Source organism: Streptomyces sp. NPDC050388 (genome assembly GCF_040655635.1).
Classification (GTDB): domain Bacteria; phylum Actinomycetota; class Actinomycetes; order Streptomycetales; family Streptomycetaceae; genus Streptomyces.
This window is the reverse complement of sequence record NZ_JBFAKH010000063.1, coordinates 1-22,894: the sequence shown is the minus strand read 5'-3', so window position 1 is coordinate 22,894 and position 22,894 is coordinate 1. Positions and strand designations below refer to the sequence as shown.

Genomic DNA, 22,894 nt, shown 5'->3' with positions numbered 1-22,894 from the left:
GTCCCCGGTGGTGTCGGTCCCCGACTCGGTGCCACTCGGTCCCCGGCGCGGGGCAGGGCCCTGAGCAGGCGCTTTCGTCGCAGTGAGGCTGGTCCCCACGCAGCCGACGCGGTCCATTTGGGACGCTGGTTCGACTGTCCCGGTCCCGGCGTCACGGTCCCCGGTTCCCAGCTCGGTCCCCACTCCCCGGTCCCCGGCTCCGGGGACCGGTCGCCTCTCCATGTACGGTCCCCGGCCCCCGGCGGGTTCGGGGGCAGTGCGGGGACCGTCGACGGGGACCGTGGTACTCCAGACAGTCGGTGCGGGGACCGTGACGGTCGTCTTGCTGTCGTGGTGCGGGGACCACGGTGAGGGCAGGGGGACCGTGGCGAGGGCGAGTGCGTGCCGGCGGGCAGCGAGCTGGTCGAGCAACTCGGCGCGCTGGGCAGGGTCCGTTCCGACCGAGGCCCGGCCGATGGCCTTCGACAGCCTCCGCGTGAGCCGCCGACCACGCCAGTTCTGCTGCTGTTTGGGAGTGCGTTCGGCGAGGCGGGCGGCGAGCGCGACCGCGCGGGCGGTGGCTCGGTCGCGGGTAATCTGCGCGGCATCGCGATCCCGTGCGGCGATGCCGAGGCGGGACAGCAGCCGCTCGCGTGCCTCACGCCCGAGGACGGCGAGCAGGCCGTGGGAGGCGGCGCCGGGGGTGCGCAGGCGTAGTTCGATGCCCATGGCGAGGTGCCAGAGCATCGCCGCCATGACCGGTCCGACGAAGGCGCGGACGGTGCCGCCGACGAGGCCGCTCTCGGCGTAGGCAGGGATCACCTGTACTCCGGTGATGACCCATACCAGGGTGCCCGGCAGCCCGGGCGCCCCCTGGACGGCCAGGTTCTGCCGAGCCATCAGCGCGGTGGCGAAGAGGGCGAGTTCGGCGGCGGCGAACATGCCGACGCGCTCGGCGGTGCCGGCCATGTCCAGGTAGTCGGCGGCGAACCGCCAGCTCGTGTCCGCGCTGTAGGCGGTGCAGCCGAGCGCGGCGAGCGCGGCCACCTTGACCGCCGGGCTGCCGAGGCGTTTCTGCGGACGGGCGCCCCGGTAACGGATCGCCCAGGCGGTCAGGGCCAGCGCCAGGGCGGTGACGGGGACGCCGATGGCGAGGAGGAGGGACAGGTCCGGGACGACACCGAGGGACAGAACGGTGGGGTGGGTCATGCGGCCTTTCCGGGAGAGGCGTGCGCCGAGGTGGGCTTCGCCGGCGGACATGTCGGCGGCTTCGTGCTGGGCTTGGCGGACGCGGATCGACTGGTCGGCGGTGCGGTCTGCGTCCCCTTCTTCTTGTTCTTGCGCCTCGGTACGCCGAGGGTCCGGTCGCGGTCGAAGACCTTGTTGGCGGCCTGCCGTAGCAGGTCACGGGCGTGCTTGTGGCTGATCTGCAGGGCGGCGGCGAGCCGGTCGGGGCGCCAGCCCCGGACGTAGGCGTGGTCGATGACGACCTGGCGCTCGGTCTCGGTCAGGTGTACGTCGCGTCCGTTGAAGAAGGCGATCACGCGGCCGTAGTCGAGGCGCTGAGGCAGCCCGTCGTGCCAGGGGCGCCGCTCGGCCTCGGTTAGTCCGCCCCAGATGCCCTCCTTGAGGGCGTTCTCCAGGGCGTAGTTGAGGCAGTCGCGGCGGACCGGGCACAGGCCGCACAGTTCCTTCGCCTCGGCGATGGCCTCGTGGTCCCGGGGGAGCGGGAAGAACGTGGCGTCGGCGTCCTCGGGGTCCATGCCGTGGCACACGCCGCGGATGTGCCAGCTGGTGTCGCCGATGCCGCGCAGGCCGGTGGCCGGCGCGTTGTGGGTGGTGATGTGGCGCAAGGTGGTCTCCGATGTGCTGCCGCGTCAGCCGGTCGGGGCCGGCGGAGGACGGACGCGGCGTCGGGTGCCGGCTGCGGCGTGGGACGCCGCAGCCGGGGCGGGGCGGTGGCGTGGCGGTGATGCACCCGGACGGGGTGCACCGGCGGGGCAGGCCAGTCAGGCCATCGCGGGCTGCTGGACCTGCTCGGTCTCGTGGGCCTGCCGGGCGGCGGCGAGGTCGAGGCGGCCAGGGTGCGGGGTGGCGCGCGGGGCGTTGCCGCGTGCGTAGCCGTCGCGGTCGATCCGTCGGCGGCGGCATGGCTCGCCGACCGGGGCCTGGCACCAGTCGCAGCGGACGCCGAGGGCATCGGGCTGCCCCTGGGCGATGGCCGCCTCGCGCCCCGCACGTGCGGGCCGGAAGGGCGCGAGGGCGGCCCGGGCCTTCGGCGGAATGCAGGAGCCGACCTCCCGCAGCCGCGCCTCCAGCTTCGGGTCGATCCGGCCGCTGGTGATGGCCCGGTACTGCGCGGGCTGAGCGCTGCCAGTGGCTACGGCGCGCCGGGTGCCGACCAGCTCGGCGGCCCAGGCCGCCTGGTCGTCGGGATCGGCGGACGGGGTGGGGTCGGTGTGCCGGCCCAGGCGGTCGCGCCGGTAGCTCTCCCACGGGCGGGCGATGTCCGCGGGCAGGATCTGGTACGGCGAGACCCGGATGTGCCGGCGGGCTGCGATGCGGGCGTCCCAGCCGTGCGGTGTGGCCATCGGCACGTCGCCGAGCAGCTCGTGCCACTGGGCGAGCTGGTCGCGGGCCTCGCCCTGGTCGGTGCGGATGGTGCGGGGGTCGAGTCGGCCGATGTAGGCCAGCAGGGCGGCGATTTCGCGGCGGTCCATGGCTACTCCGTTCCGGTCGGCTCGTCGAGGGCGGCGAGCAGGGCCGCGGTGTGGGCTTCCGCCCGGGTCATGCCGCCTGCAGGGGCGGGGCCGCTGCCGGGCAGGGCGTACAGGTTCGGACGGCCGAGGGTGTGTTCCCGGGCGATCCAGGAGCGCCAGTCGGCAGCCCAGGCCCCCGCCGAACGGGGCTTCCAGTCGGCCCGGTGGGCACGCCACTTGGCGTCGGCCGCCTGCAGGCCGTCCTCGCCGAGGCGGGCGAGATGCCCCTCCTGGTGGGCCCAGGCTTCGGTGGCTGGGTCGACCTGCCACTCGCCGGCCGGGGTGACGGCGGCACCACTACTGCTGCCTTTACGGTTCACCTTCGGTTCTCTACGGTTCTGGGGGTTGGATTCCGCACCTTGCGGGGTGCGGAATCCGGCACGTCGGGGGGTCGGGTTCCGTCGGGAGGGGCCGGGTTCCGCACCGGTCGGATTCCGGCGGGAGGGGGCGGATTCCGCGCCCTCCCTGGGCCAGATCCCGTGCCGCCGGAGCCGCGTCTCGTCCAGCTCGGGCACCGGGTCCGACTCGCTCGGCGGCTCGACGTAGGTGTCCGGGTCCTCTCGCGTGGCTGCCGCGACCTTGGCCAGCCATGCGGCGGCGCGTGGCAGGCGGTAGGCCGTGGTGCGCTGCGGGCCCTGCAGGTGGTCCAGCGCCTTCAGCTCGCCGCTCTGGACGAGCGACGTGAGCGCGTCGCGTACCGCGGTCCGGCTCGCGTTCGTGCGCTCGACCAGGCTGGAGAGTGAGGCCCAGGCGGCGCACTGCTCGTCCGGTACGCGATCGGCGATCGACAGCAGGACCAGACGCGCGGTCCCGCGGCTGGAGCTGTGCTCCCACACCCACTCGCGGGCGTCGACGCTCACTGACCGCTCCCGATCCTCGGGCGGGAGGGCCGCGCCGGCCCGGCGGCCGGGACGTGTTCCCGCCGCCGGCGTGTAGGGGCGGGGAAGCGGACGGCTGCCGAGCAGGCCAGGCCATTGGGCCTTTTGCGCAGGACGGAGCGCATGCAAGAATCTCCTTTGGTGTTGCCATGCTGAGACGCCCCCTGGAAGGGATCAGCGTGGTGATGGTGGCGATCTCCGCCCTTGCCGGGGCGGTCTGCCGTGAAGCGTCCGGCGTCCGGGAGTTGCCGCTCTCGGGCGCCGTCGCTGTTTGCGGGCCTACGTGACCCGGAGTGTGCGCATGCCACTGCTCCTCATGTCCGTCGCGCCGGGCGGTCTGCCCGGGGGACGACGAACATACGCACGCCCCCGCGTCAAGATCCAGACTTGGTTCTTAAACTCTCTACAACTCTCTGCTTCATGCCGGTTTGTCCGTTAGTAGGCTTACGTGAGGCCAGGGCCACGCTGCTCGGTTGAGGTCGCCCCGCGTGGGAGCTGTTCACACCTGTTGACAGTCAGGCAAGATCGTAAGCTGTGGGCAGCATCGTCTGTCAACTGATGCGGACATCTTCGTCGTCCCCGTGGGTGCGATGTGCGCGTGTGTTGACAGGTTTGGTTTGATGGACCCCTGTGCGTGACAGAGGGAGGTCGAGTGGTGGGCGACGAGGTTAGTGAGGAGGGGCGGGCTCTGGCGGAGAAGGTCGACCGGCTGTTCCGGGTGATTCACCCCGAGGGGCGGGGGCCTTACTCGCTGCGCGAAGTGGCCCGAGGTGTGGCGGACATGGGCGGCCCCAGCATGTCGGCGAGCTTCCTTCATCAGCTGCGCACGGGGCAGCGGGATAATCCGGGCATCAAGTACCTGAAGGCGATCGCGGACTTTTTTGGCGTACAGCCGGCGTACTTCTTTGATGACGCCGAGGGGGCGCGCGCCCAGGCGGAAGTGACCCTGCTCGAGTCGATGCGCGACAACCAGGTCCGCTCCGTGGCCCTGCGCGCCTCCGGCCTTTCCCCTGAGACTCTCCGCACCGTGCAGGCGTTCATCGAGCGAGCTCGGGAGCTTGAGGGTCTCAACGGGGACGGTCAGCCGGAACGGGGTGTATGACTCTCGTCACTTCCCGCAAAGGGTAGAACCTGCGGGAATTAGGGCACTTCTGTCCGGTCGTCCTGAAAATGGCGGAGCTCTCGAAAGCGCTCCGTGCTCGGGATGGCCACGCAGGGTGTCGATCTTGAAAGTCTGAATTCTCCTCTCTGGATCATTATCCCCCGGGTCGCATAAAGTGCCCGATGGTGCGCCATCGGTGCGCCTGCAGCAAGCAGAAATGAAAGACCAGGGAGGGAATCGTTGCGCTCACAGCGACGACTCCGGATACCGTCCTTCCGGCAGCGCCGGAAACTGGTGAATCCGGATCCACTGTCAGGGATCGAGATTCCTTCCCCCTTCGATCTGCAGAAGTTCTGCGCCGCCGTAGCGGAGCACCGAGGTCGCCCTCTGCTTGTCGAGGAAGTCGAAGGAGTGAGCGGCGCGGACGACGAGTTGTGCGGCCTGTGGGTGGAACTCGATACCGCGGACTGCATCTTCTTCGAGGCGTCGACCTCTCCGTTGCACCGAGACCACATCGTCCTGCACGAGATCAGTCACATGCTCCTCGGGCACAGCTCCTCGAGTGACACGAGCACTGGCGCCAACCTGGGTGAACTGTTCACCACCATCGATCCCCGCACTGTCCGCAGCGTGCTGGGGCGGGCGAACTTCAGCAGTCCGCAGGAGCGCGAGGCCGAACAACTCGCCACCCGAATAGCCAAATTGGCAAAACTGACGCCCCTTCCGGAAACTCGTGATCCCGAACTCGACCGTCTTGACGCGGCGTTGCGCGGTGACGGTAAATGATGAACATCTTCACGTTCGTGGTCGCTGTACTCCTGTGGATTACCGTTGCCTGGCGTGCCGTCAAGGTCTGGCGGAAAGGGCAGGACAGATCTCTTTGGTGGGCATTCTTCGGGCTGGCCGTCATGATGACGTTGCGCATGCAGCCCGGTAGAACACTCGACCATTGGACAGGCATTACCGACCTCTCTTACTTGCTGAAGCACCTCATCGGAGGGGTGCTCGCACCAGCTGCTCTGCTGGCCTTCCTGCGTAAGATTTCCGGGGCTTCGGACGGACCGCGAACCAAGCGGCGGCGCATCATGGTCGCCTGCGCGACGGCGCTCGCCATGGCGGTCTTGTTCTTCGCGAAACTCCAGCCGTACGAGACGCCGTCGATATTCGCGGATCCCGTGGCCCATTACGTGTTCCTCGCCTACACGCTTCTCTTCCTCGGCTACCTCACCGTCTCACTGCTGGGAGGCATGAGGCTCTGCTGGCGCTGGGGACGCAACGCAAGTGGTCCAGCGCTCAGTTGGGGGCTTCGAACCATCGGCGTGGGCCTGGCCGCCGGTGTCGGGTATGCCGCCGTCAGAGCGACAACGATCACCACACGCATCCACGGTGACGGTCTCTTCCCCGGCGCCGTGGACGACTACATCTCCACCGCCCTGCTCATGGCGGCCCTCGTCCTCATCGTCGCGGGCAGCAGCCTGCCCACGCTCAGCCTGCTCCGCAGGTGGCGGGCCAAGCGGCACGCGCTCCTGCTCCTGCGTCCCCTGTGGCGAGACCTCACACAGGTCACACCCTCCGTACGCCTCCACGCTCCACGCGGCACGGTGACCGAACACCTCAACCCGCTCAACGTGCACGGCCGTCTGTACCGGCGAGGCGTCGAGATCCGGGACGCCGCTCTGGCCCTCAACAACTACGCGTCGCCCGCCCTCCGGAAACGGGCCCAGCAGCACGCCGAAGCCCGGGGCCTCTTCGGCACCCAGGCCGCAATCGCTGCCGAAGCCTGCTGGCTCGCCGCCGCACGCCGCGCCAAGTCCCGGGGCGCAGCGCCCGGTTCCAGTGCCGAGCACCGCCCCGCGGGCGGCGGGCGGGACCTGCGCAGTGAGATCTCCGCGCTCACCCAACTGTCCGACGCCTACCACTCCGACCTCGTCCGAGACTTCACGGACTCCGAAGACCGCCTGATGGAGCCACTGGCATGAGCACCTTCGTCGCACCCCCCACCCCCACCTACGCCGAAGCCACCCCGCGAGTGAAAGCGGCGAAGGTCCTCACCGACGTCTTCGCACCGGCCAACCTGGTCATCGCGCTGCTCCTGCTGATCGGCTGGCACAGCACCAGCAGTTTCAGTGGAGTCGGATGGGGCCTGTTCGCTGCCTTGTTCTGCGGCATCGTCCCCATGGGGATCATCCACTTCGGCGTCCGCCGCGGGAAGCTCACCGACAAGCACGTCCGCGTACGCAGGCAGCGCATCGCCCCCCTCACGGCCACCCTGGCCTCCGTGGTGACCGGCATCGTTCTCCTGAACGTCCTGGGCGCGCCGAGGGAGGTCTTCGCGCTCGTCATCGCCATGCTCGTCGGCCTGGCCAGCGCGCTGACGGTGACGGTGTGGTGGCAGATATCCGTGCACAACGCCGTTGCCGGCGGCACCGTGATGATCCTCGTCCTGGTCTTCGGCCAGACACTGGTCCTTCCCGCGGTCCTTTTCGTCGTCGTCATGGGGTGGTCCCGCCGCGTCCTGAAGGCACACACCCTGGCTCAGCTCGTCTGCGGCACGGCGTTGGGCTCCACCGCTGCCCTGGCGTTCACGCTTCTGCGATAGCAGCCCCGGCGGGCGCGCCGTGTCGGGCGCGCCCCGTATCGGTCGAGCCGCCTGGTAGCCACGCGCAGCAGCGGCTGACGATCACCTTGTCCAGTCACGCTATCGGCGCTGGGTCCATCTTCGTGGCGCGATGGATCAGCTGAGCGGCTGGGCCTGGGAGTGGGTCTCGTGCCAGGCAGACGCCTGTCCAGGAAGCCCCCGATGCTTACGTACGGAAACACCGGACGTCCAGCAGCTCGGCCGGCTCTGTTCCGTAGTCAGTGGTGACGCTACGTCTCTGTCTGCAACCATGGGGCATGGACGACGTCAACACCCTTACCGCCGTGGTGCCTTCTGGCCTGCTGACGCTGGTTGAGGTGACGGATGGCGGTGAGGCAGTCCGGGCCACTGCCCGGACCCGAAATGTCCCGGTGCCTGCTCGATATGCGGTACGCCGACGGCGAAGGTGCACGGGTATCACCGCCGGCCGATGGCAGACGTGCCGGTGGACGGCCGCCGGGTCCAGATCCGTGTCCTGATCCGGAGACTGACCTGCCCGGCCCTGGGCTGCCGCCGACAGACCTTCCGCGAGCAGATCCCTGGGCTGCTGGAACGCCACCAGCGCCGCACCACGCGCCTGGCCGGACAGATGTCCGCGGTCGTCAGGGAGTCATGCGGCCGAGCAGCCGCGCGCCTCGCCCCGTCACCGGCCGTGCCCCTGTCCTACGCCACGGCCCTGCGCTTGCTGCGGCGTATCCCCACACCGCAGATGCCCCTCCCGAAGGTGATCGGGGTCGACGACTTCGCCCTGCGCCGCCACCCTGGAAGCCTGGCTGCGTGAACATCCCGACGCCGAGGTCGTGTGTCGGGACGGATTGGCCACCTACGCCGAGGCAATCCGCCGGGCACTGACGGTAGCGGCTGGCTGAGGAGTGCCCAGGCGGTACGTGAAGTGCCCGGGACCGGTGGGCGGTTCAGAGCGCGCGGGCGTGCTGGAAGACGATGTCGAGCCGCTCACGCAGCCCGTGGTCGGTGACCAGCTTCAACGCCCGGGTGAAGTCGTACTGGGCGGCGGCCAGGTGAGTGCGCTGCTGGCGGACGTGGTCGGCGAGGACGGCGTGTCCGGTCCCCGAGGTGCCGGACAGGATCCGGAGGGTGTAGATGACGGTGAGAGGAAAGGCGAAGCAGGCGTGGAGGAACCCGTACGCGGGCCGCTTGGTGCCCCGCCACGGGGAGAAGTAGGTCTCGTCGGGGATGGTGACCTGGAGCGCGGCCAGGGCGTCGTTGAGCCAGTTGTGGGCGGCTTCGTGGACGAGGTCGCGGCCGAGCACGGCTGCGTCGCCGGTGTGGTCGGTGAAGACGGTCGCCGGCAGCCGGGTGATGGCGAAGCTGCGCAGGGTCTGGTCGGGGCGGCGCCGGCCGGTCAAGCAGATCACGGTGGCGTGCGCCGCGACGAGCTCGCCGAGGCCGGAGGCGCCGATGCGGTCGAAGGCATCGTCGGTCTGCGCGGCCAGGGGTTCGGCGGCTCGGGTCGTGTCGGGGCCGAGCACGTAGTACGGGGTGTCGGAGTGCGGACCGTGGATCATTTCGTCCTCGTTCGGGGCGATCACGATGCGTGGGCCGAGGTGGGAGGGGTGGACGAGGCGGGTCAGGGCGAACTCGGAGGTGTTGCGGTACCAGTCCAGCGTGGTCGTGTCGCCGCGGCAGGCGGCGTTCTCGGCGCCTTCGAGCCGGTGATGTGCCAGTGCGTAGTTCAGGGGCAGCGCCTCGCCACCCGGCGCAGGGGTATGACCCGGGCAGAGGACTTCCAGGACGGCGGCGGTGCGTTCACGGCGGTAGGCCGCGATGGGGTCCAGGTCCAGGACAGTGGCGATGTCGTTCATGTCGGGAGGCTCCTTGGCTGCTGGGCCCCGGCGCCGGGCCCGAGCGGGCACCGGCACCGGGGCTGTGATGAGGGGCAGGCCGCTGGGTCTGGCTCGATCAGCCGGCGCTGTCCGCCGCCGGGGCGGCCGGGGCCGGCTCGGCGCTGGCGTCCGGGATGCTCCAGGCATCAGCGGAGACGCTGGAGGTGTGCGCGGTCAGGCGCACGGCGCCGTCATTGCGCAACTGGTCCACACGGGCGAGGAACTCGCCGCACGCATCGGTCGTCGACATCTCTATCCTCCGGGGGTTGCAGGGACTGGACCGGTCGGGATGTACCGCGCGAGGGGCGGGCCGCGGATGGGCGGGGTCATGGCCGCATCAGGCTTCGCTGATCAGCCAGTTGATGAACTTGCGTTCGCGCCCTGCGCGGACCGGCTCGGTGCCGTGGGTGACCTGGGATCCGTACAGAAGTGCGGTGCCGGGGGTGGAGCGCACGTTCCAGCGGGTGCGCGGCATGGTTCGGAACCATTCGGCGGAGTGGTCGGCGCCGTCGTGGGTGAACGCCATGGCCGGGTGGTAGCCGTCGTCGCCGTGCTGGTCGCTCCACAGGGCGGGATGGGAGGTGGTTTCGACGAAGAACTCGCCGCCGACTTCGGCGTGTTCGAGGACGACGCTGATCCCGGCGAGCTGGCGGACCGGGTCGGTGGGGTGCGGGGCGATGCCGTCGACGTGCGGGGTGATGTGCTGTCCGGGTGCGTACTCGACGTACATCCATTCGCGACAGGAGGTCAGGGCGGGCAGGGCGCGCCGGAGTGCAGGCATCGCCCGCTCGACGGCCTGGGTGAGGATCTTGGCGGCGGCCTCGGGCGGCGGGTGGATTTCGAGGCGGCCGGCGGGCTCGTACACGGCCATGGCCTGCTCGCTGGTGTGGCCGGGGATGGAGTGCAAGGTGGTGGTGCGCTCGGTGTCGAACCGGTGGACGCCGTCCTCGCCGAGGACGGCGTCCATGACGGTGGTGAGGGTGGTGATCTCGTCGGTGGTGAGGAAGTTCTCGATGCTGGAGACGGTGAGAGTCTCCGCTATGTGGATCATCGTGCCTCCCGGGTGGGGTAGGGCGGGCGGAGTGCGCAGGCACATCCGGTGACCGCCGGGGTGTGGCGGGCGACGTGGGTGAGGGTGCGTACGGCCTGGTCGAGGTCGGTGAAGTAGTCGGCCCACGTGCTGCCGGAGGCCGGGGCGAGGGTCAGGTTGAGGGCGGGGTGGCGGCGGCCGGTGCGGGTGCTGGTCAGCTCGGTGCGGGTGACGTGTGCGGTGATGGCGGAGGGCAGGTAGCCGTCGGTGGCGGCGAGCGTGTGGCACAGCCGGGCGGCGAGCGCGGCGTACTCGGTGCGGGTGCGCGGGAGCAGGCCGATGCGGAAGGCGGACGGGGCCAGGCCGGCGCCTGCGTGGACGTGCCCTTGGCAGGAGTCGTAGGTGACGGCCCCCCAGCTGCGGGTGATCGTGTCGATGAGGGGCCACGCTCTGTCCTCGATGCCGTCGCGCCACTGGGGGTGGTGTGGGTCGAGGTCGTCGGCGGGGTAGGGACCTGGCAGTCCGACGGCGTTGATGTTTCCGTGCTTGCTGCGCCGGAGTCGGGCCGGGGTCCGTGGGGCTGCGGGATCGTCCCAGCGGGTGAGGAAGGCGTCGACGTTGTCCATGACGTTCGGGACGTTGGCCCGCCAGTGGGCGCGCAGGCAGTGGGCGCCGGCCGGGTGGTCGGGGGCGGCCAGCAGGTGGGCCATGCCATCGATGAGTCGGGCCCGGTGATCGCAGTACGCGTCGTCGCTGCCGGTCGCCTTGGCCATGCGCCAGCGGGTCGCGGTGCACCCGCCGCCGCAGACCGCCTGGTACGGGCAGGAGGCGCACTTGGTCATCAGGTGTCGTCCGGTGGTGAGCAGCGGGTTGGCGTGCTGGGCGTGGGTGACGTCCATCTCGCTGCCGGCGGCGGCGAGCGGCAGCAGAAGGGCCTGTGGCCAAGGGAGTTCGTCGCAGGAGCCGAGGCGGCCGTCGGGGTAGGCGGTGAAGACGTGGGAGCACTTGTGCGCGGCGAAGTGGCAGTGGGCGGTGTCCAGGCCCTTGAGGCGGCGGATCGTGGCCACGGCCGGGTCGAGTTTGATCCGCCGGTAGTGGCCGGCACCGATCCAGCGGGCCGTGGCGTCGAGAACGAACTCGGCGTACTGCGCGGGAGTGATCGCCCAGGCCGCTCCGTCGGCACCGACCGCTTCGACCTGGAGACGGCGGCTGGGGCTGGTGCGTCGACCGGTGGCCTTCAGCGGGTGGGTGACGGTGGTGTCGAAGGCGGGCAGGAGGTGCACGGCGCGTACCGCGTCGAAGGCTGCGATGTGGTCGATGACCTCCGCGGCGCGGCCCAGGACGGCCGGGGTGACCACGGTGACGATGCCGCAGGTGCGTTGGCGCTCGGCGAGCAGGTTCAGCGCGTTCACGATGTGCGGGTAAACCGCGGTGCCGTCGTAGCCGACGCGCCAGGAGTTGCCCTGTTCGTCGCCGTCCATGGAGATGCCGATGTGCAGGCGCGGGTAGTGGGCGTCAAAGAGGTCGAGCCACTCGCCGTCCAGCCGTACACCGTTGGTCTGCAGGTGAACACGGTGCACGGTGGGCTGGGCGGCGAGTTCGTCGAGGAGGTCGGCCATGGCCTGCTTACCGACGGTCAGGGGTTCCCCGCCGTGCAGTTCGATCGCAAGAGGCCGCTCACCGAAGATATGGCCGAGGCGGCGTATGTGGTTCGGGGTGATCTGGGCGCCGCCGGGCGCGAGCTTGCGCTTCTCGAAGCAGTACAGGCAGTCGACGTCGCAGGTCTCGCCGCGCAGCTTGAGGACGACGGAGACAGCAGCCGTGTGGTCGGTGTTCTCCAGGGGCCGCCACACCTCGGTGGCGGCGGTCGTCGTGGGGGTGGTGAGGGTGCTGGGCATCGGGGCCTCCCCGATTGCGGTTGGAGGTGGGCGGGTCAGGTGCGGGCGCGCTGTGCGGCGGCCTGCTGCCAGGCGCGCATTTGGCCGTCGGAGAGTGGGACACGGGCGTCGCCGCGGCGCAGGAACCAGCCGTCGCTGTAACGCTGCGGCAGCCAGCCGAAGCCGCCGAGCCCCGTCTCGTCGACCCGCTCGGGCTCGGCGTCGGCGGGCCAGAGCGCGAGCAGGGCGTCGGCGAGGCGGACCTGGACAGAGGCGAAGAAGGGACTGTGCGCGGCGGCGCTCACCCAGCAGGGCTCTGGAAGTGCCGGCACGGGCGTAAAGCGGGCATCGTCACTGCTCAGCAGGCTGGGCAGCCACTTCTCGCCGAGCAGCGGGGCGCCGACGGAGACGGTCTCGGCCTGGGCGACGACGCGGGCGAGCCGGTCCCATACCAGGTCGGCGTGCGGATACAGGCCCACCTGGGCCAGACCGAGCAGGTCCTCGGCCAGGCTCGCCGCGGCCTCGCAGCGGTCCGCGAGCGCCCACCGTTGGTAGATGGCCCGCTGCTCAGGCCCCAAGACCGCCGCCTGATCCGATGTTTGAGCGAGCGAGCGGGCCGTGCGCAGGAGGGTGAGGTCACTCAGACTGGCCCGGACCGCGCGGAACGCGGCGATGTCGTCGCGGGTCACGGTGAACTCGTCGAGCAGGGTGCGCCAGTCGTGCACGGTGCTCTGACTCACCGCCCGTACGTCGATGCGGATGCCGTGGACGAGGCAGGAGCCCGGCCCGACGACGGGCCCCGGGGTGATCAGGAGCAGGTCCACATCACTGTGCTGGTGGGCCAGACCCTCGGCGAGCGCGCCCACCAACCACACGTCGGCGCCGGCGTACTCATCGGCCAGGCCAGCTGCGGTCTGCTCGGCAACCCTGAGTCGCGTCTCCAGCCACGGCACGGCGGTCATTGGACGCTCCTTCCTGCACCGGTCAGGACACCGGCGACGGTCCTGGCGACCCAGCGGTCGAGGAGAAACCGGACATCGTCCCGCTGAGCACCGATGTGCGGGGTGGCGATCAGGTTCAGCGGACCAGGCGTGGCCTTGTTGGGCCACAGCGGCAGATCGGTTTCCTCGACGGGATCGAGGGCAAGGCCACCGAGCTGGCCGTCGGCGAGTGCGCGCAGGCAGGCAGGGACGTCGAGCGTGCCGAGGCGGCCGACGCAGATCAGCAGCGGACACCGTTCTCGTGCCGCAGCGAGGAACTCGGTCCCGAACCCGTCTCGGTTCTCTTCGGTGAGCGGGAGCGCCACGACGTGGGCGTCTGCCCACGCGGGCAGTTCACTGCCGGGCCGTGAGGGCAGGCCGTCCGGCAGGCCGCGACGGGCCGCGAAGGCGATCTCGGCGACGTGCGGGGCGAGGGCCTTCGCGCAGGCCCGGCCGACGGGCCCGGCGCCCCAGATCGCCGCCCGCATCCGGGAGAGGGGCGGGGCGAGGCAGTGCTGCTTCGCGTGCCGTCCCTCCAACAGGGCGGCGTGCCCGTATGGGATCCGGCGGGCGAGTGCAAGGAGGGCGGCCAGGGCCCATTCGGCGACCGCGTCGGCAGCCGGCTCCGGGTTGCGGTGCACGGTGACGCCCCGGGCGGCCAAGCCGTGGACGTCGATGCCGTCCAGACCCGACCCGGCCCGGATCACATGCCGCAGCCTCGTCCACTCGGTCAGCCGCTCGGCGTCCAGTCGGTGACCCGACCGCAGCACCAGCACCTCGGCCCGGGAAGCGAGTTTCGGATCCGCCGAGGCGAGTGCGGTGATCTCCCGGATCGCGCAGCCGGGCAGGTGCCGCTGCAGCAGGACGGTGTCGGCCGCGCCCCGCACGCTCACGAGCAGCGGCGCCTCGCGCACCGCGCTCACTGCTCCGCCCCGGTGACAGGTGCGGTGTAGCGGCCGAAGGCCAGGTCCCCGGCGCCGGTGATGACCTCCAGAGGGGAGGGGGTACGGAAGTAGTCCTCACACGCTGCCTTAACGCCGGGCAGCCCGGTCCATGCCCTCGGGTTCGCCTCCAAGTCGGCGTAGTCGTCAACGATCAGCGTGCCGCCGGGGGCCATGCGAGGGACGCACGCGGTCAGGCAGGTGTGGATGGAGTCGTAGTAGTCGCCGTCCAGGTAGGCGAAGGCGATCTGGTCGGGGAGCTGGTCGGGGAGGGTGTCGGCGAACCAGCCCGGGTGGATCGCCGGCGGTGTACGGCCCCAGCGGTCGTGGAGGGCAAGCACCTGTTCCGGCTCGGCGCGCAGGTAGCCAGCCTCGAACATGTCGGGATCTTTCGCTCCGCGTTCGGGCAGGCCCTGGAAGGAGTCGTAGACGTGGACCGGGCGCCGGCGCTGCCCGGTAGCGTCCAGCACGGCGCGCATCCACAACGCCATGGCGCCCTGGTAGCAGCCAAGTTCCACCACGGCACCGGGCACTTCGCGGGCGGCGAGCTGCTCGAGTTCGGTGCGGATCGCGGGCAAGCGGTCGGCATCCACGGTGTCGCCGTGGTGTTCGAGGAGCCAGTCGTGCAGTTCAGCGAGGCTCAGCATGGCGGTGGGCCGGGGATGCATGGTCACCACCGGTCCACAAGGACGTCGCGGTCGGCCGGGACCCCGGCGAGCGCGTCGAGCAGCTGTTGGTTGACCCGCGGCAGCAGGTACTTGCCGCCGAACTCCTGAAGCGGCACCCACTCGAAGCCGACCTGGATCGGGTCGGGCGGGTCGGACTTGCGCGGGGTGGTGTCCTCGTCGAGGAGCTCGGCCAGGAAGTTGTGCTGGGTCTTGTGGACGGTGCCGAACTCGTTGTTGTACTGCTCGGGGACATACTCGACCACGAACAGCAGCCGCGAGGTGCGCACCCGCAGGCCGGTCTCCTCCTTGACCTTGCGCACGACCGCATCGCGCAACGGCTCGCCCTCTTTCGCCTTGCCGCCGGGCAGGTTGTAGTGGAAGCCGGAGTGGTCGTCGTACGACATGAGCAGGATGCGGTCCTGGTGAACGATCGTGGCCTTGACCGACACGCTGATGCGGGGCAGAGGTTTCATGGCGCGGTGTGTTCCTTCCCTCGTCGAGCCCGCCGCGGCCGACTGCCCGGCGGATGCTGGTGGTGCGGGGTTGGAGCAGAGCGGAACCTGGTGAAACAGTGGAGCCTGGGCGCCTTCTACAGGCAGGAGCGGGCGGTCGGGTCGGCGATCTGGAGGAGGTCCCCGACATCGGACAGCGGCGTTCCGTCGGTGGTGAAGGAGCCGGTGGTCTGGAAGGAGGCGGCGACGCGCCGCATCGCGGCGAGCGCGGCGCGCGAGAGCTGGTTGGCGTAGATGGCCAGGGCGAACCCGGCCGCGCCGAGCTCGTCCGGAGACAGGTGCGCAAACGCGGTGGGCACGGTCACCAGCGGCACCGCGCCCGTCCAGGCCGCGGCCGTGGCCAGGGCCTGCTGCCCGGTGGGGTCCTTGGAGTGGATGAGCACCGCGTCCGCGCCACACGCCGCGTACGCGGCGGCCCGCTCCACTGCCTCGGTCACGCTTACCCCGCAGATCAGGGCCTCGGTCCGCGCAATCAGGGCCACCCGGGTGCCGACGGCGTCGCGCATCGCGGCGAGTTGTTCGGTCACCGTCTCGATGCGGGCGAGCGCCTGGCTGCGGTGCAGGGCGAAGGAGTTGACCTTGGGGTAGGCGCTGTCCTCCAGGCAGAGGGCGGCGGCTCCCGCGCGGGTGAGGTCGCCGGCGAACCGGCGGGCCGCGGCCGGGGTGCCGCCGGCGTTGTCGATGTCCACGATCACCGGCAGCGCCGCCGTACGCGTGAGGGCGAGGACGGTGTCGGCCAGATCGCGCGGTCCCAGCACGTTCTCGTCCGGCAGCCCCAGGGCCGTGGAGACCTCCAGGCCGGACACCCACAGGGCGTCGAAGCTGGTCTCCACGGCGACCTTGGCGGCCACCGCGCTCGCGGCGCCGATCGCCCGCAGCGGGCGGCGGGCGCCCGCTGCGGCGGCAAGCCGCGTCACGAGCGGGACTATGTCGGCCTCGGTGGGAGTGGTCACGGCGCGGCTCCTTCATACTCGGGCAGCAGGCCGTGCTGCATCATGGCCTTCCAAGCGGTGTGCAAGACGGTGGCGCGGTCCTGTGCGGCGTTGATCCGAACGACCTTTCCCAGTGCGGGAAAGGCGGCAGGCGCGTCGACCACGGACTGGTAGACCTCCCGGACCCGGGCCTGGACTTCCATCACGTCCCAGTCAGGGCGAGTGGCGTCCCCGGAGCGGTCGGCAGCCCGTTCCATCGCGGTCTCAGGAGTAATGTCCAGAACGAGCGTGAGGTCGGGGACCAGGTGGAGCGGCTCGGTGAGCTGCGCGTACGTCTCCTTGGGGGCGCGGTCGTGCTTGACCGCGAAGAAGGCCAGCTCGGACAGCAGCCACCGGTCCGCGATGACCGGGCGGGTCGGCAGACAGGGGGCGATCAGTCGGTCGGCGGTGGCCTGCTTGTCTGCGGCGAGCGCCGCCAGGTAGCGATCCCGGTTCTCCTCGGTGGGCTGGTACTTGCCCTCCACCAGGTCCAGCGCGACGGCTGGGTTGAGGAAGTTGGTGGTCAGCACGGCGAGGGGTGTGATGCGGAACAGGCCCTCGAAGAGGCGGAACAGGCCCTTGCGCAAGGTCGTTTTGCCGGTGCCGTCCAGGCCCTCGACGACGATGAAGGGATAGCGGTCCATCGGCTTACTCCACCTGCCCGGCACCGGTGCCCCCGGCGTACTTCGTGAACCGGCCGCGCCACGGGATCGACGTCGACACCAGGTCGGCCAGCCGGAGCTCACCCAGCTCGTCCAGCAGCTCGGGAAGCCGGCTCTCGATGACGATGCTTTCGGTGATCGCGCTGCAGTAGGCCATGCGTACGGCCTCGTCCGTCGCTGTGGTGCGCAGCTGCTCGGCGAGGATCCGTTGGGCGGTGCCGAGCGCCACGATGCTGGTCGCGCTCTGCAGCGTCTCCAGGGTGATCGCGGTATCGACGGGCTGGAGGGAGGTGTGGTGGACGCCGAGGTGGCGGATGACTGCGAACGCGCCCACCCACCAGGCCGACGCAGTGCACACGGCGGCCACCGCAGCGCGGATGACCGGATGGGTAACTCCAATGAGGAGGGTGTCGGCGACCTGGTCGGCGCTCGCGGACAAGGGGTTCGTCCCGGCGTCGGTCGTTCCGTATTCGGCAGGCAGGCACAGCCAGTGCTGAAGGCCGGCCTGGTCAATCATGGGCTCGGCCGCCGGTCCGGTGAGCGCGGCGGGGCGCGCGGTCAGCGTGCTCGGCGGGGTCTGCGCGAACAAGGCGATACTGCTGGGCGGTGTGAGGAGTTGCTCGCGCAGTTGCGGCAGGTGTAGGGCCAGGCGCTGGACCTGCAGTCCGTCGGCGAGCGCCTCCCAGGACGCATACAGGTTCGGGCAGGGTGAGGAGAGGGACACACGGGATCCTTTCTCGGGCACGAGGACGCCCTTTTTGGATTCGTCAGAATCGGACGCGACACAGCGCCCGCGATCACGGCGCACGGCCGCATGCAGCTCGGGTGGCCGGCGGCCGAAACCTGCTGCGGCCGGTGATGTCGCCGAGGACTTCAACCCCTGGTCCGATTCCGTCCCAGGTCGTCCAGGACATCCGTTCGGGTACGGGTGGCGTGTAGGCGCGGTCTAGCTGTCGCTGACCGTAGGTCTTCCACGCTTCGGTGTTGATGTCTTCGACAGGCACGGTGCCTCCTCAGTGGTCGCGCTATAGGTCAGGTGGGCGTGGTGAGATAGGCGGGGCCCTCACCGCGCCTGGCTCGTTCGACGGCGGCGAGGCGAGCGAAGGCGCGAGGCGCCATCAACTCCTGCCAGTCGGCCATGTCGTGCGCCGCCCACATGTCGTGCTCGGCGGGATCGAGGCGGATCCGGCCGAGTTGGTTCGGGGTCAGCCGCCCCCCGTCGAAGATGAGACCCACCTTGTTCAACGGCATGTGGGGCCCGGCGTGCAGGAAATGGGTCAGGAGCAGTCTCGGTGTCTCCAGGCCGAGTTCGAGGCCGGTCTCTTCGACTGCTTCACGCCGGGCGGTCTGGAGCGGGTCCTCTCCTTGGGCGTCCAGGTTGCCGCCCGGAAACTGCCAGAGTCGTGAGCCGTAGACCGAGCGCAGCTGTACCGGTCGGTCGTCCTCGTCGCGGACGTACAGGCAGCCGTACACCGTGTGGTGGGGAACGGTCTGCGCGTACTGCGTGGGCGTCATCGGCATGGGGCGGCCGGGCCGGGCGGGGCGGTGGTCGAACTCGAAGGCGAGGACGCCGAGAGCTTCCTTGGCCGGCGGGTAGATGCTTCGGAGGTCGGTGAGCAGTTCCCCGAGTGGACCGTCCGGGTCGACGCGCGCGGGGTCCTCCGAGCCGAGCAGATCCTCGAAGGAGGGATAGCGGGTGACCCGCTGCACGATGATGTCGAGTTCCCGGTCGCTGTCCCGGTCGTGGAAGACGACCGTGTCGCCGGCTGCGACAGCGCGCTTCTGCGGGGTGGCCACCCTCACCTCGATCGTCTTACGGCCTGCCTCCACTTGCCGGTAGTACCTCGGGAGCAGGCGCATGTGGTGTTCATGCCGTCCGTTTCCTGTCGCTGGACCAGGGACGGCCGAGACCGCCTGTTGGGTGTCGTCAGGCACGAGTGCCTCCGATCGATGCTTGCTGCTGGTCTGTTGCGGGATGTGCGGGCTACTGGAGGACACGCCAGGGTTTGGCCGGGGCGGAATCTTCGGTGTGAACGGTTCACTGGGGGTGGTTTTGGGTTCGCAGGCGTGCCAGGGTGCGGTGCCCGCGGTCCCGTGTTTCCGTATCGCTGTGCGTGGCGCCGTACTGGATTCCGGAGAGGGCGTCGAGCGCGGAGTCGATGACGAGGCGTTCTTCTTCGGCTGGAGTGAGTTCGCGGCCGTAGCCGGCCATGAACGCGTCGTGGAGGTACGGCTGTGTGGCCCAGGCGTCCGAGAGGCGGACCAGGTCGCGGATGGCCGGACCGGGCTCGCTGCGTTCGAAGTCGATCACCGCGAGGCTGCCATCCTCGTCCAGCAGCAGGTTGCGCAGCTGGAAATCCCCGTGTGTCGGCACGCAGTCCAGGGGCGGGGCGTCCTCAGCACGCGCCACGATCATCCTGATGAACCCTTCGTCTCCCAGGCGCAGATGGGGTCGTGCTGCCTCCAGGTGCCTTTTGACTTTCGCGAGCGCCGGCACTCCTTCCGCCGTGGCGACAGGCGCAGGTGAAATGCGGTGAATGGCAGCGGCTAGGGCGCCGATCTGGTGGAAGAGGCGTCGTTGTTCCTCAGGCGGGTGCGCGAGACCGTGCAGGGGATGACCGGGCACCGCGGTGACGACGACGGCGCGTAACGTGCTGCCGGAGACCACCAGTGTGGGGGCAGCTGCTCCCAGGCGCGGGACCCAGCTGCGGTACGCGTCCACCTCGCGGTGGTGGAACCGATCGTTCTGGTGGATCTTGACGTACCAGGTCCCGCCGCCCGCTCCGCAGGCCCGCCACACCCGGCTGCTCTCGCGGGCCCATGAGGTATCCGTCCACGTGGCGATGCGCCCCACCGCTTGCTCGGCGAACCGTCGCACCCCCTCTGGCAAGAGTTCCGAGTGTGCTGACGCGGCCGTGCTCATGACCACCCCGTCTCCGAGTAGAGACGGCCGGCGTGGATTCCCTCGATGACCACCCGGGTGTACGGAACGAGGTTTTCCGGGAGCGCGGTCGGATCCCAGAACCTCCACTGGGTGCACTTGTCCGGCTCGCGTAGTTCCGGCTCGCCGGTCCAGGTCCGCGCACGGAAGAACAGGCCCATGCGCGGTTGGTCCCCGGCTTGGTCGATGTGGTGGACGACATGGACGAGTTCGACGTCCTGTGGCTGGATCAGCAGGTCGGCTTCCTCCCGGGCCTCTCTGATCAGGCACGTGATCGCGCTTTCCCGCTCGCAGTGGCCGGCCAGGACGTGCCAGGTGGAGGGCGCGAACACGGAGTCGGGGTGGCGTAGCCCGAGCAGCACCGTTCCGTCGGGCCGCTCCAGGTAGAGGTGGACTCCGATGACGTTGAGGACCGTGCCGCTCGGGGAGGCCGGTCGGCGATCTTCCCCCAGGGAAGCCTTGGTCTGCGGGGCTGGAGCGGACGTGCCGGCCGTGCGGCTGGCGGCGTGACGCCGCACGAGGTCGCTCGTGGAGGGCGCGATGCGCAGGCGGTGGAGGTCGTCGGGGGCAAACCAGGCCAGCATCACCCCTTCCGTCAGGTGGAGGTCGCGGGGATCGCCATTCCAGCTGCTGGCGTAGACGGCGATGGGCACGGTCGCGTCGGCGTCGTCGGTTGCTTCCTCGATGCCGAACGGGGTCAGGTCGGCGATGTGGAGGCTGGCTTCCTCGGCCAGTTCGCGTCGCACGGTGTGCTCCAGGGTGGCGTCCTGGGGCTCTCGGCCGCCGCCCAGCAGCGACCACATGCCCGGCTCCCAGATCTGGCCAGGGAAGTAGTCGCGCAGGTGGAGCAGGTACTCGCCGCGGTCGTTGTAGATCAGGGCGGAGGCGTTGGCGGCCTCCGGTTCGACGGCGGGCGTGAGCTTGAGCAGCTTCTCACGCAGGGAGGGGGAGGTCACTCTGTCCACCGGCCGCCACTCGATGCCGGCGACTTCTTCTTTCTGGAGCACTACCGGCACCTCCGTCGCTGTGTGCAGGCGGAAGAGGAAGCGGAGGTCGAAGTGCTGGTGGCCGGGTTCGCCTTTGCCAGGGTGGGCGTCGATGTCGTGGACGTCGATGTCGAACGGTACGGCCTCGTATCCGGCCCACGGTGCCACGGCCTGGGGTGGGATCCCGGTCTCCTCGTGCAGCTCCCGCAGGGCCGCCGCGGCCAGGGACTCGTCCTCGGGCTCGGTGTGTCCGCCGGGAGCGAGGACCTTCCCGCTCGCCCGGTGCAGCACGTGCAGGACGCGGCCGAGCTGGTCGACGACGATGGCGCCGCAGGTGACGTGTCCGGAGAAGGTGGAGCGACAGGCGATGTCGGTGGGCCGGTCGAGGGCGTCCAGGAAGCCGCCGAGTTGCGTTCGCTCGTGCGGGTGGCGAGCGAGGTAGGTATCGACGGTGGTGCGGATGTGGTCGTGCGACAGCGGCATAGGTCTACCTCAGAGGGGCGCGGAACGGAACGAGTCGCGGCGGGATGGGCCCTTCATGTCAGCTCAGCCGCATCCCCTCCGCGGGGGACTTCCTCGATTGCGGTGGGGCGAGCGGTGGGCAGGCCCCAACGCTCCTGGGCTGTCTCCGCGGCGAGTCGGGCTTGCCGCGCTCCTGGCGGGCCCCATCCCAGTAGGGCGGCTGCCTGGGCAGGGGTGGCGAGCATACGGGCGAAGGGGCGGCCGGTTGCGGGGTCGACGGCTGCCGGCCCGATGGCGGTGACACGGGCGGCCAGGCGGAGCCTGGCATTGGGCCCCACTCCGCCGTAGACCTCGCCGGTCTCGTCCAGCACCCAGCCCAGTCGCACCGGGTCGGTCAGGGTGAGCTGGGCTTCCTCGGCAGCTTCGCGGTGGAGGGTGTCCTCGGGCGTCGTGTCGGTCTTCTCCACGGTGCCGCCGGGCAGCATCGGCAGGGCGCCCCGGGGGCCGGGGTCGGCGACGAGGACGACCCTGCCGTCGGGAGCGAAGCACCACGCCCAGGCTTGCTGTACGGGGAGCCGCTCGGGGACAGGGGCACGGTTGAGGGGGCTGTCCCACAGGGGCCGGTAGCGGACGTGGACGTCATGGCGATCCAGCGCCGGGACGTCGAGGATGTGCCGACCGTCGGCGAGGTGGGTGGTGGCGGTGTTCCCGAGCCGGGCACGGTAGGCGGCGAGCATGATCTGCCCGTCCACGGGGCGCAGACGCTGCACCGCGTCCCGAGTCTCGAGGAAGGCGAACTCGGACAGCTCCTCGCGGGGCAGGCGGATCGCCTGCGCCTGGTCGGGGGTGAGGGTTCCGCCGTCGAAGACGTACCGGATCTCTCCGGGGCAGGACATGCCGGGCCTGATGTCGGGGTGGTGCGTCGAGAGGGAGTGGACGGCGAGCACGTCCGACAGGGGCAGGTCCGGCAGGCCCAGTTCCTCGGTGATCTCGCGTCGGCAGGCGACGTGCGGGTGCTCGCCGGGTTCGACGACTCCTCCGGGCAGCAGCCACCGGTCGTCCTCGCGGTAGGTGGGATGTACCAGCAGGACGCGGCCGACCTGGTCGGTGATGATCGCAGCGGCGCCGAGCCACACCGCGTGCCGGGACGCGGCGTACTGCGCTGCCGACAGGGCAGCTCGCGGTGCAACGTGATCCGAAGGGGAGACGGAAGAGGCCACGCGCTTTGCCTTTCAGAAAGGTGGGCGGGCATGTGAACTGCGCGGACAGGGAGCGATGATCAGGTGGTGTCGCCGCTCATCCGTCGCTGCAACTCCCACAAGGACTGGAAGAGCCCCGGCTCCTGAGTGAGCTGGGCGTACGTTCCCTCCTGCACGACCCGGCCCTCGTCCAGGACCACGATCCGGTCGGCGACGGCCACATTGGTGAGCCGGTGTGTGATCAGCAGGATGGCGCGGTCCTTGGCCAGCTCGCGCAGGCCGGAGAAGATCCGGTGCTCCGCCCTTGCGTCGAGGGCGGCCGTGGGTTCATCCATCACCAGGAGCGCCGCCTGCCGGTGGAAGGCGCGGGGAAGCCGTGCGCAAACAACCTCACGGTTCCGAATGGGCATTCGATTCCTCCATGGTCTCGACGTAGCGGAGAACTTCTTCCGCGCTGTGGAACCG

General features: G+C 70.2%; 23 protein-coding genes and 2 pseudogenes. 5 read left to right on the top strand and 20 right to left on the bottom strand.

What is annotated here, in order from left to right; all coding sequences use genetic code 11:
• The 4 genes from AB0I73_RS29375 to AB0I73_RS29360 all read right to left on the bottom strand — a co-directional run.
• Window positions 1–1,188, bottom strand: a 1,188-nt coding sequence (locus AB0I73_RS29375) for a hypothetical protein (protein WP_363042328.1), incomplete at its 3' end; no start/stop codon positions are given.
• On the bottom strand, window positions 1,185–1,832 hold the full coding sequence (locus AB0I73_RS29370) for a WhiB family transcriptional regulator (protein ID WP_363042326.1): 648 nt from the start codon (window positions 1,830–1,832) through the stop codon (window positions 1,185–1,187). The genes AB0I73_RS29370 and AB0I73_RS29375, both read right to left, overlap by 4 nt.
• Before the next feature lie 156 nt (window positions 1,833–1,988).
• Window positions 1,989–2,699 (bottom strand): hypothetical protein, encoded by a 711-nt coding sequence (locus AB0I73_RS29365; RefSeq protein ID WP_363042324.1) that lies wholly within the window; start codon window positions 2,697–2,699, stop codon window positions 1,989–1,991.
• A 2-nt stretch (window positions 2,700–2,701) separates the two neighbouring features.
• Window positions 2,702–3,598 (bottom strand): helix-turn-helix domain-containing protein, encoded by an 897-nt coding sequence (locus AB0I73_RS29360; protein ID WP_363042322.1) that lies wholly within the window; start codon window positions 3,596–3,598, stop codon window positions 2,702–2,704.
• A 673-nt stretch (window positions 3,599–4,271) separates the two neighbouring features.
• Here AB0I73_RS29360 and AB0I73_RS29355 point away from each other — a divergent pair.
• The 5 genes and pseudogenes from AB0I73_RS29355 to AB0I73_RS29335 all read left to right on the top strand — a co-directional run.
• The gene (locus AB0I73_RS29355) at window positions 4,272–4,718 is read left to right on the top strand and encodes a helix-turn-helix domain-containing protein (RefSeq protein ID WP_363042320.1); all 447 of its coding nucleotides are present in this window, start codon (window positions 4,272–4,274) and stop codon (window positions 4,716–4,718) included.
• Between the two features lie 411 nt (window positions 4,719–5,129).
• Window positions 5,130–5,504, top strand: coding sequence for a hypothetical protein (locus tag AB0I73_RS29350; protein ID WP_363042318.1), 375 nt, complete (start codon window positions 5,130–5,132; stop codon window positions 5,502–5,504).
• The gene (locus tag AB0I73_RS29345) at window positions 5,501–6,697 is read left to right on the top strand and encodes an MAB_1171c family putative transporter (RefSeq protein ID WP_363042316.1); all 1,197 of its coding nucleotides are present in this window, start codon (window positions 5,501–5,503) and stop codon (window positions 6,695–6,697) included. Before AB0I73_RS29350 ends, AB0I73_RS29345 begins: the two co-directional genes overlap by 4 nt.
• A complete protein-coding gene (locus AB0I73_RS29340; protein ID WP_363042314.1) occupies window positions 6,694–7,317 on the top strand; it encodes a hypothetical protein in 624 nt (207 codons plus the stop codon). Before AB0I73_RS29345 ends, AB0I73_RS29340 begins: the two co-directional genes overlap by 4 nt.
• 326 nt (window positions 7,318–7,643) lie before the next feature.
• Window positions 7,644–8,207 (top strand): annotated as a pseudogene (locus AB0I73_RS29335) (transposase family protein); the annotation flags it as partial.
• Between the two features lie 63 nt (window positions 8,208–8,270).
• On the opposite strand, the gene AB0I73_RS29330 reads toward AB0I73_RS29335, so the two are convergent.
• The 16 genes and pseudogenes from AB0I73_RS29330 to AB0I73_RS29255 form a co-directional block, all read right to left on the bottom strand.
• Window positions 8,271–9,179: an HEXXH motif-containing putative peptide modification protein gene (locus tag AB0I73_RS29330; RefSeq protein ID WP_363042312.1), complete on the bottom strand. Its 909-nt coding sequence runs from the start codon at window positions 9,177–9,179 to the stop codon at window positions 8,271–8,273.
• Between the two features lie 97 nt (window positions 9,180–9,276).
• Window positions 9,277–9,450: a hypothetical protein gene (locus AB0I73_RS29325; protein WP_363042310.1), complete on the bottom strand. Its 174-nt coding sequence runs from the start codon at window positions 9,448–9,450 to the stop codon at window positions 9,277–9,279.
• Window positions 9,451–9,537: 87 nt separating this feature from the next.
• On the bottom strand, window positions 9,538–10,251 hold the full coding sequence (locus AB0I73_RS29320) for a hypothetical protein (RefSeq protein ID WP_363042308.1): 714 nt from the start codon (window positions 10,249–10,251) through the stop codon (window positions 9,538–9,540).
• Window positions 10,248–12,128 (bottom strand): radical SAM protein, encoded by a 1,881-nt coding sequence (locus AB0I73_RS29315; protein WP_363042306.1) that lies wholly within the window; start codon window positions 12,126–12,128, stop codon window positions 10,248–10,250. Before AB0I73_RS29315 ends, AB0I73_RS29320 begins: the two co-directional genes overlap by 4 nt.
• 35 nt (window positions 12,129–12,163) lie before the next feature.
• Complete coding sequence (locus AB0I73_RS29310) at window positions 12,164–13,069, bottom strand: nucleotidyltransferase domain-containing protein (RefSeq protein WP_363042304.1); 906 nt, start codon at window positions 13,067–13,069, stop codon at window positions 12,164–12,166.
• Window positions 13,066–14,010 (bottom strand): NAD(P)-dependent oxidoreductase, encoded by a 945-nt coding sequence (locus tag AB0I73_RS29305; RefSeq protein ID WP_363042302.1) that lies wholly within the window; start codon window positions 14,008–14,010, stop codon window positions 13,066–13,068. Before AB0I73_RS29305 ends, AB0I73_RS29310 begins: the two co-directional genes overlap by 4 nt.
• Window positions 14,007–14,696 (bottom strand): TylF/MycF/NovP-related O-methyltransferase, encoded by a 690-nt coding sequence (locus tag AB0I73_RS29300; RefSeq protein ID WP_363042381.1) that lies wholly within the window; start codon window positions 14,694–14,696, stop codon window positions 14,007–14,009. The genes AB0I73_RS29305 and AB0I73_RS29300 overlap by 4 nt, the downstream gene beginning before the upstream one ends.
• Before the next feature lie 2 nt (window positions 14,697–14,698).
• Window positions 14,699–15,169 (bottom strand): NUDIX domain-containing protein, encoded by a 471-nt coding sequence (locus AB0I73_RS29295; RefSeq protein ID WP_363042300.1) that lies wholly within the window; start codon window positions 15,167–15,169, stop codon window positions 14,699–14,701.
• A 116-nt stretch (window positions 15,170–15,285) separates the two neighbouring features.
• Entirely contained in the window at window positions 15,286–16,161 is an 876-nt protein-coding gene (locus AB0I73_RS29290; protein ID WP_363042298.1) for an isocitrate lyase/phosphoenolpyruvate mutase family protein, read from the bottom strand.
• A complete protein-coding gene (locus AB0I73_RS29285; RefSeq protein WP_363042296.1) occupies window positions 16,158–16,823 on the bottom strand; it encodes a dTMP kinase in 666 nt (221 codons plus the stop codon). The genes AB0I73_RS29290 and AB0I73_RS29285 overlap by 4 nt, the downstream gene beginning before the upstream one ends.
• A gap of 4 nt (window positions 16,824–16,827) precedes the next feature.
• Window positions 16,828–17,565, bottom strand: a complete 738-nt coding sequence (locus AB0I73_RS29280) for a hypothetical protein (RefSeq protein WP_363042294.1) — start codon at window positions 17,563–17,565, stop codon at window positions 16,828–16,830.
• Between the two features lie 308 nt (window positions 17,566–17,873).
• The gene (locus tag AB0I73_RS29275) at window positions 17,874–18,701 is read right to left on the bottom strand and encodes an NUDIX domain-containing protein (RefSeq protein ID WP_363042292.1); all 828 of its coding nucleotides are present in this window, start codon (window positions 18,699–18,701) and stop codon (window positions 17,874–17,876) included.
• A 178-nt stretch (window positions 18,702–18,879) separates the two neighbouring features.
• The gene (locus AB0I73_RS29270) at window positions 18,880–19,764 is read right to left on the bottom strand and encodes an aminoglycoside phosphotransferase family protein (protein WP_363042290.1); all 885 of its coding nucleotides are present in this window, start codon (window positions 19,762–19,764) and stop codon (window positions 18,880–18,882) included.
• Window positions 19,761–21,251, bottom strand: coding sequence for an NUDIX domain-containing protein (locus AB0I73_RS29265; RefSeq protein WP_363042288.1), 1,491 nt, complete (start codon window positions 21,249–21,251; stop codon window positions 19,761–19,763). Before AB0I73_RS29265 ends, AB0I73_RS29270 begins: the two co-directional genes overlap by 4 nt.
• Before the next feature lie 53 nt (window positions 21,252–21,304).
• Window positions 21,305–22,450, bottom strand: a complete 1,146-nt coding sequence (locus tag AB0I73_RS29260) for an NUDIX hydrolase (protein ID WP_363042286.1) — start codon at window positions 22,448–22,450, stop codon at window positions 21,305–21,307.
• A 59-nt stretch (window positions 22,451–22,509) separates the two neighbouring features.
• Window positions 22,510–22,797: pseudogene (locus AB0I73_RS29255) on the bottom strand (ABC transporter); the annotation flags it as partial.
• Window positions 22,798–22,894 lie beyond the last annotated feature (97 nt).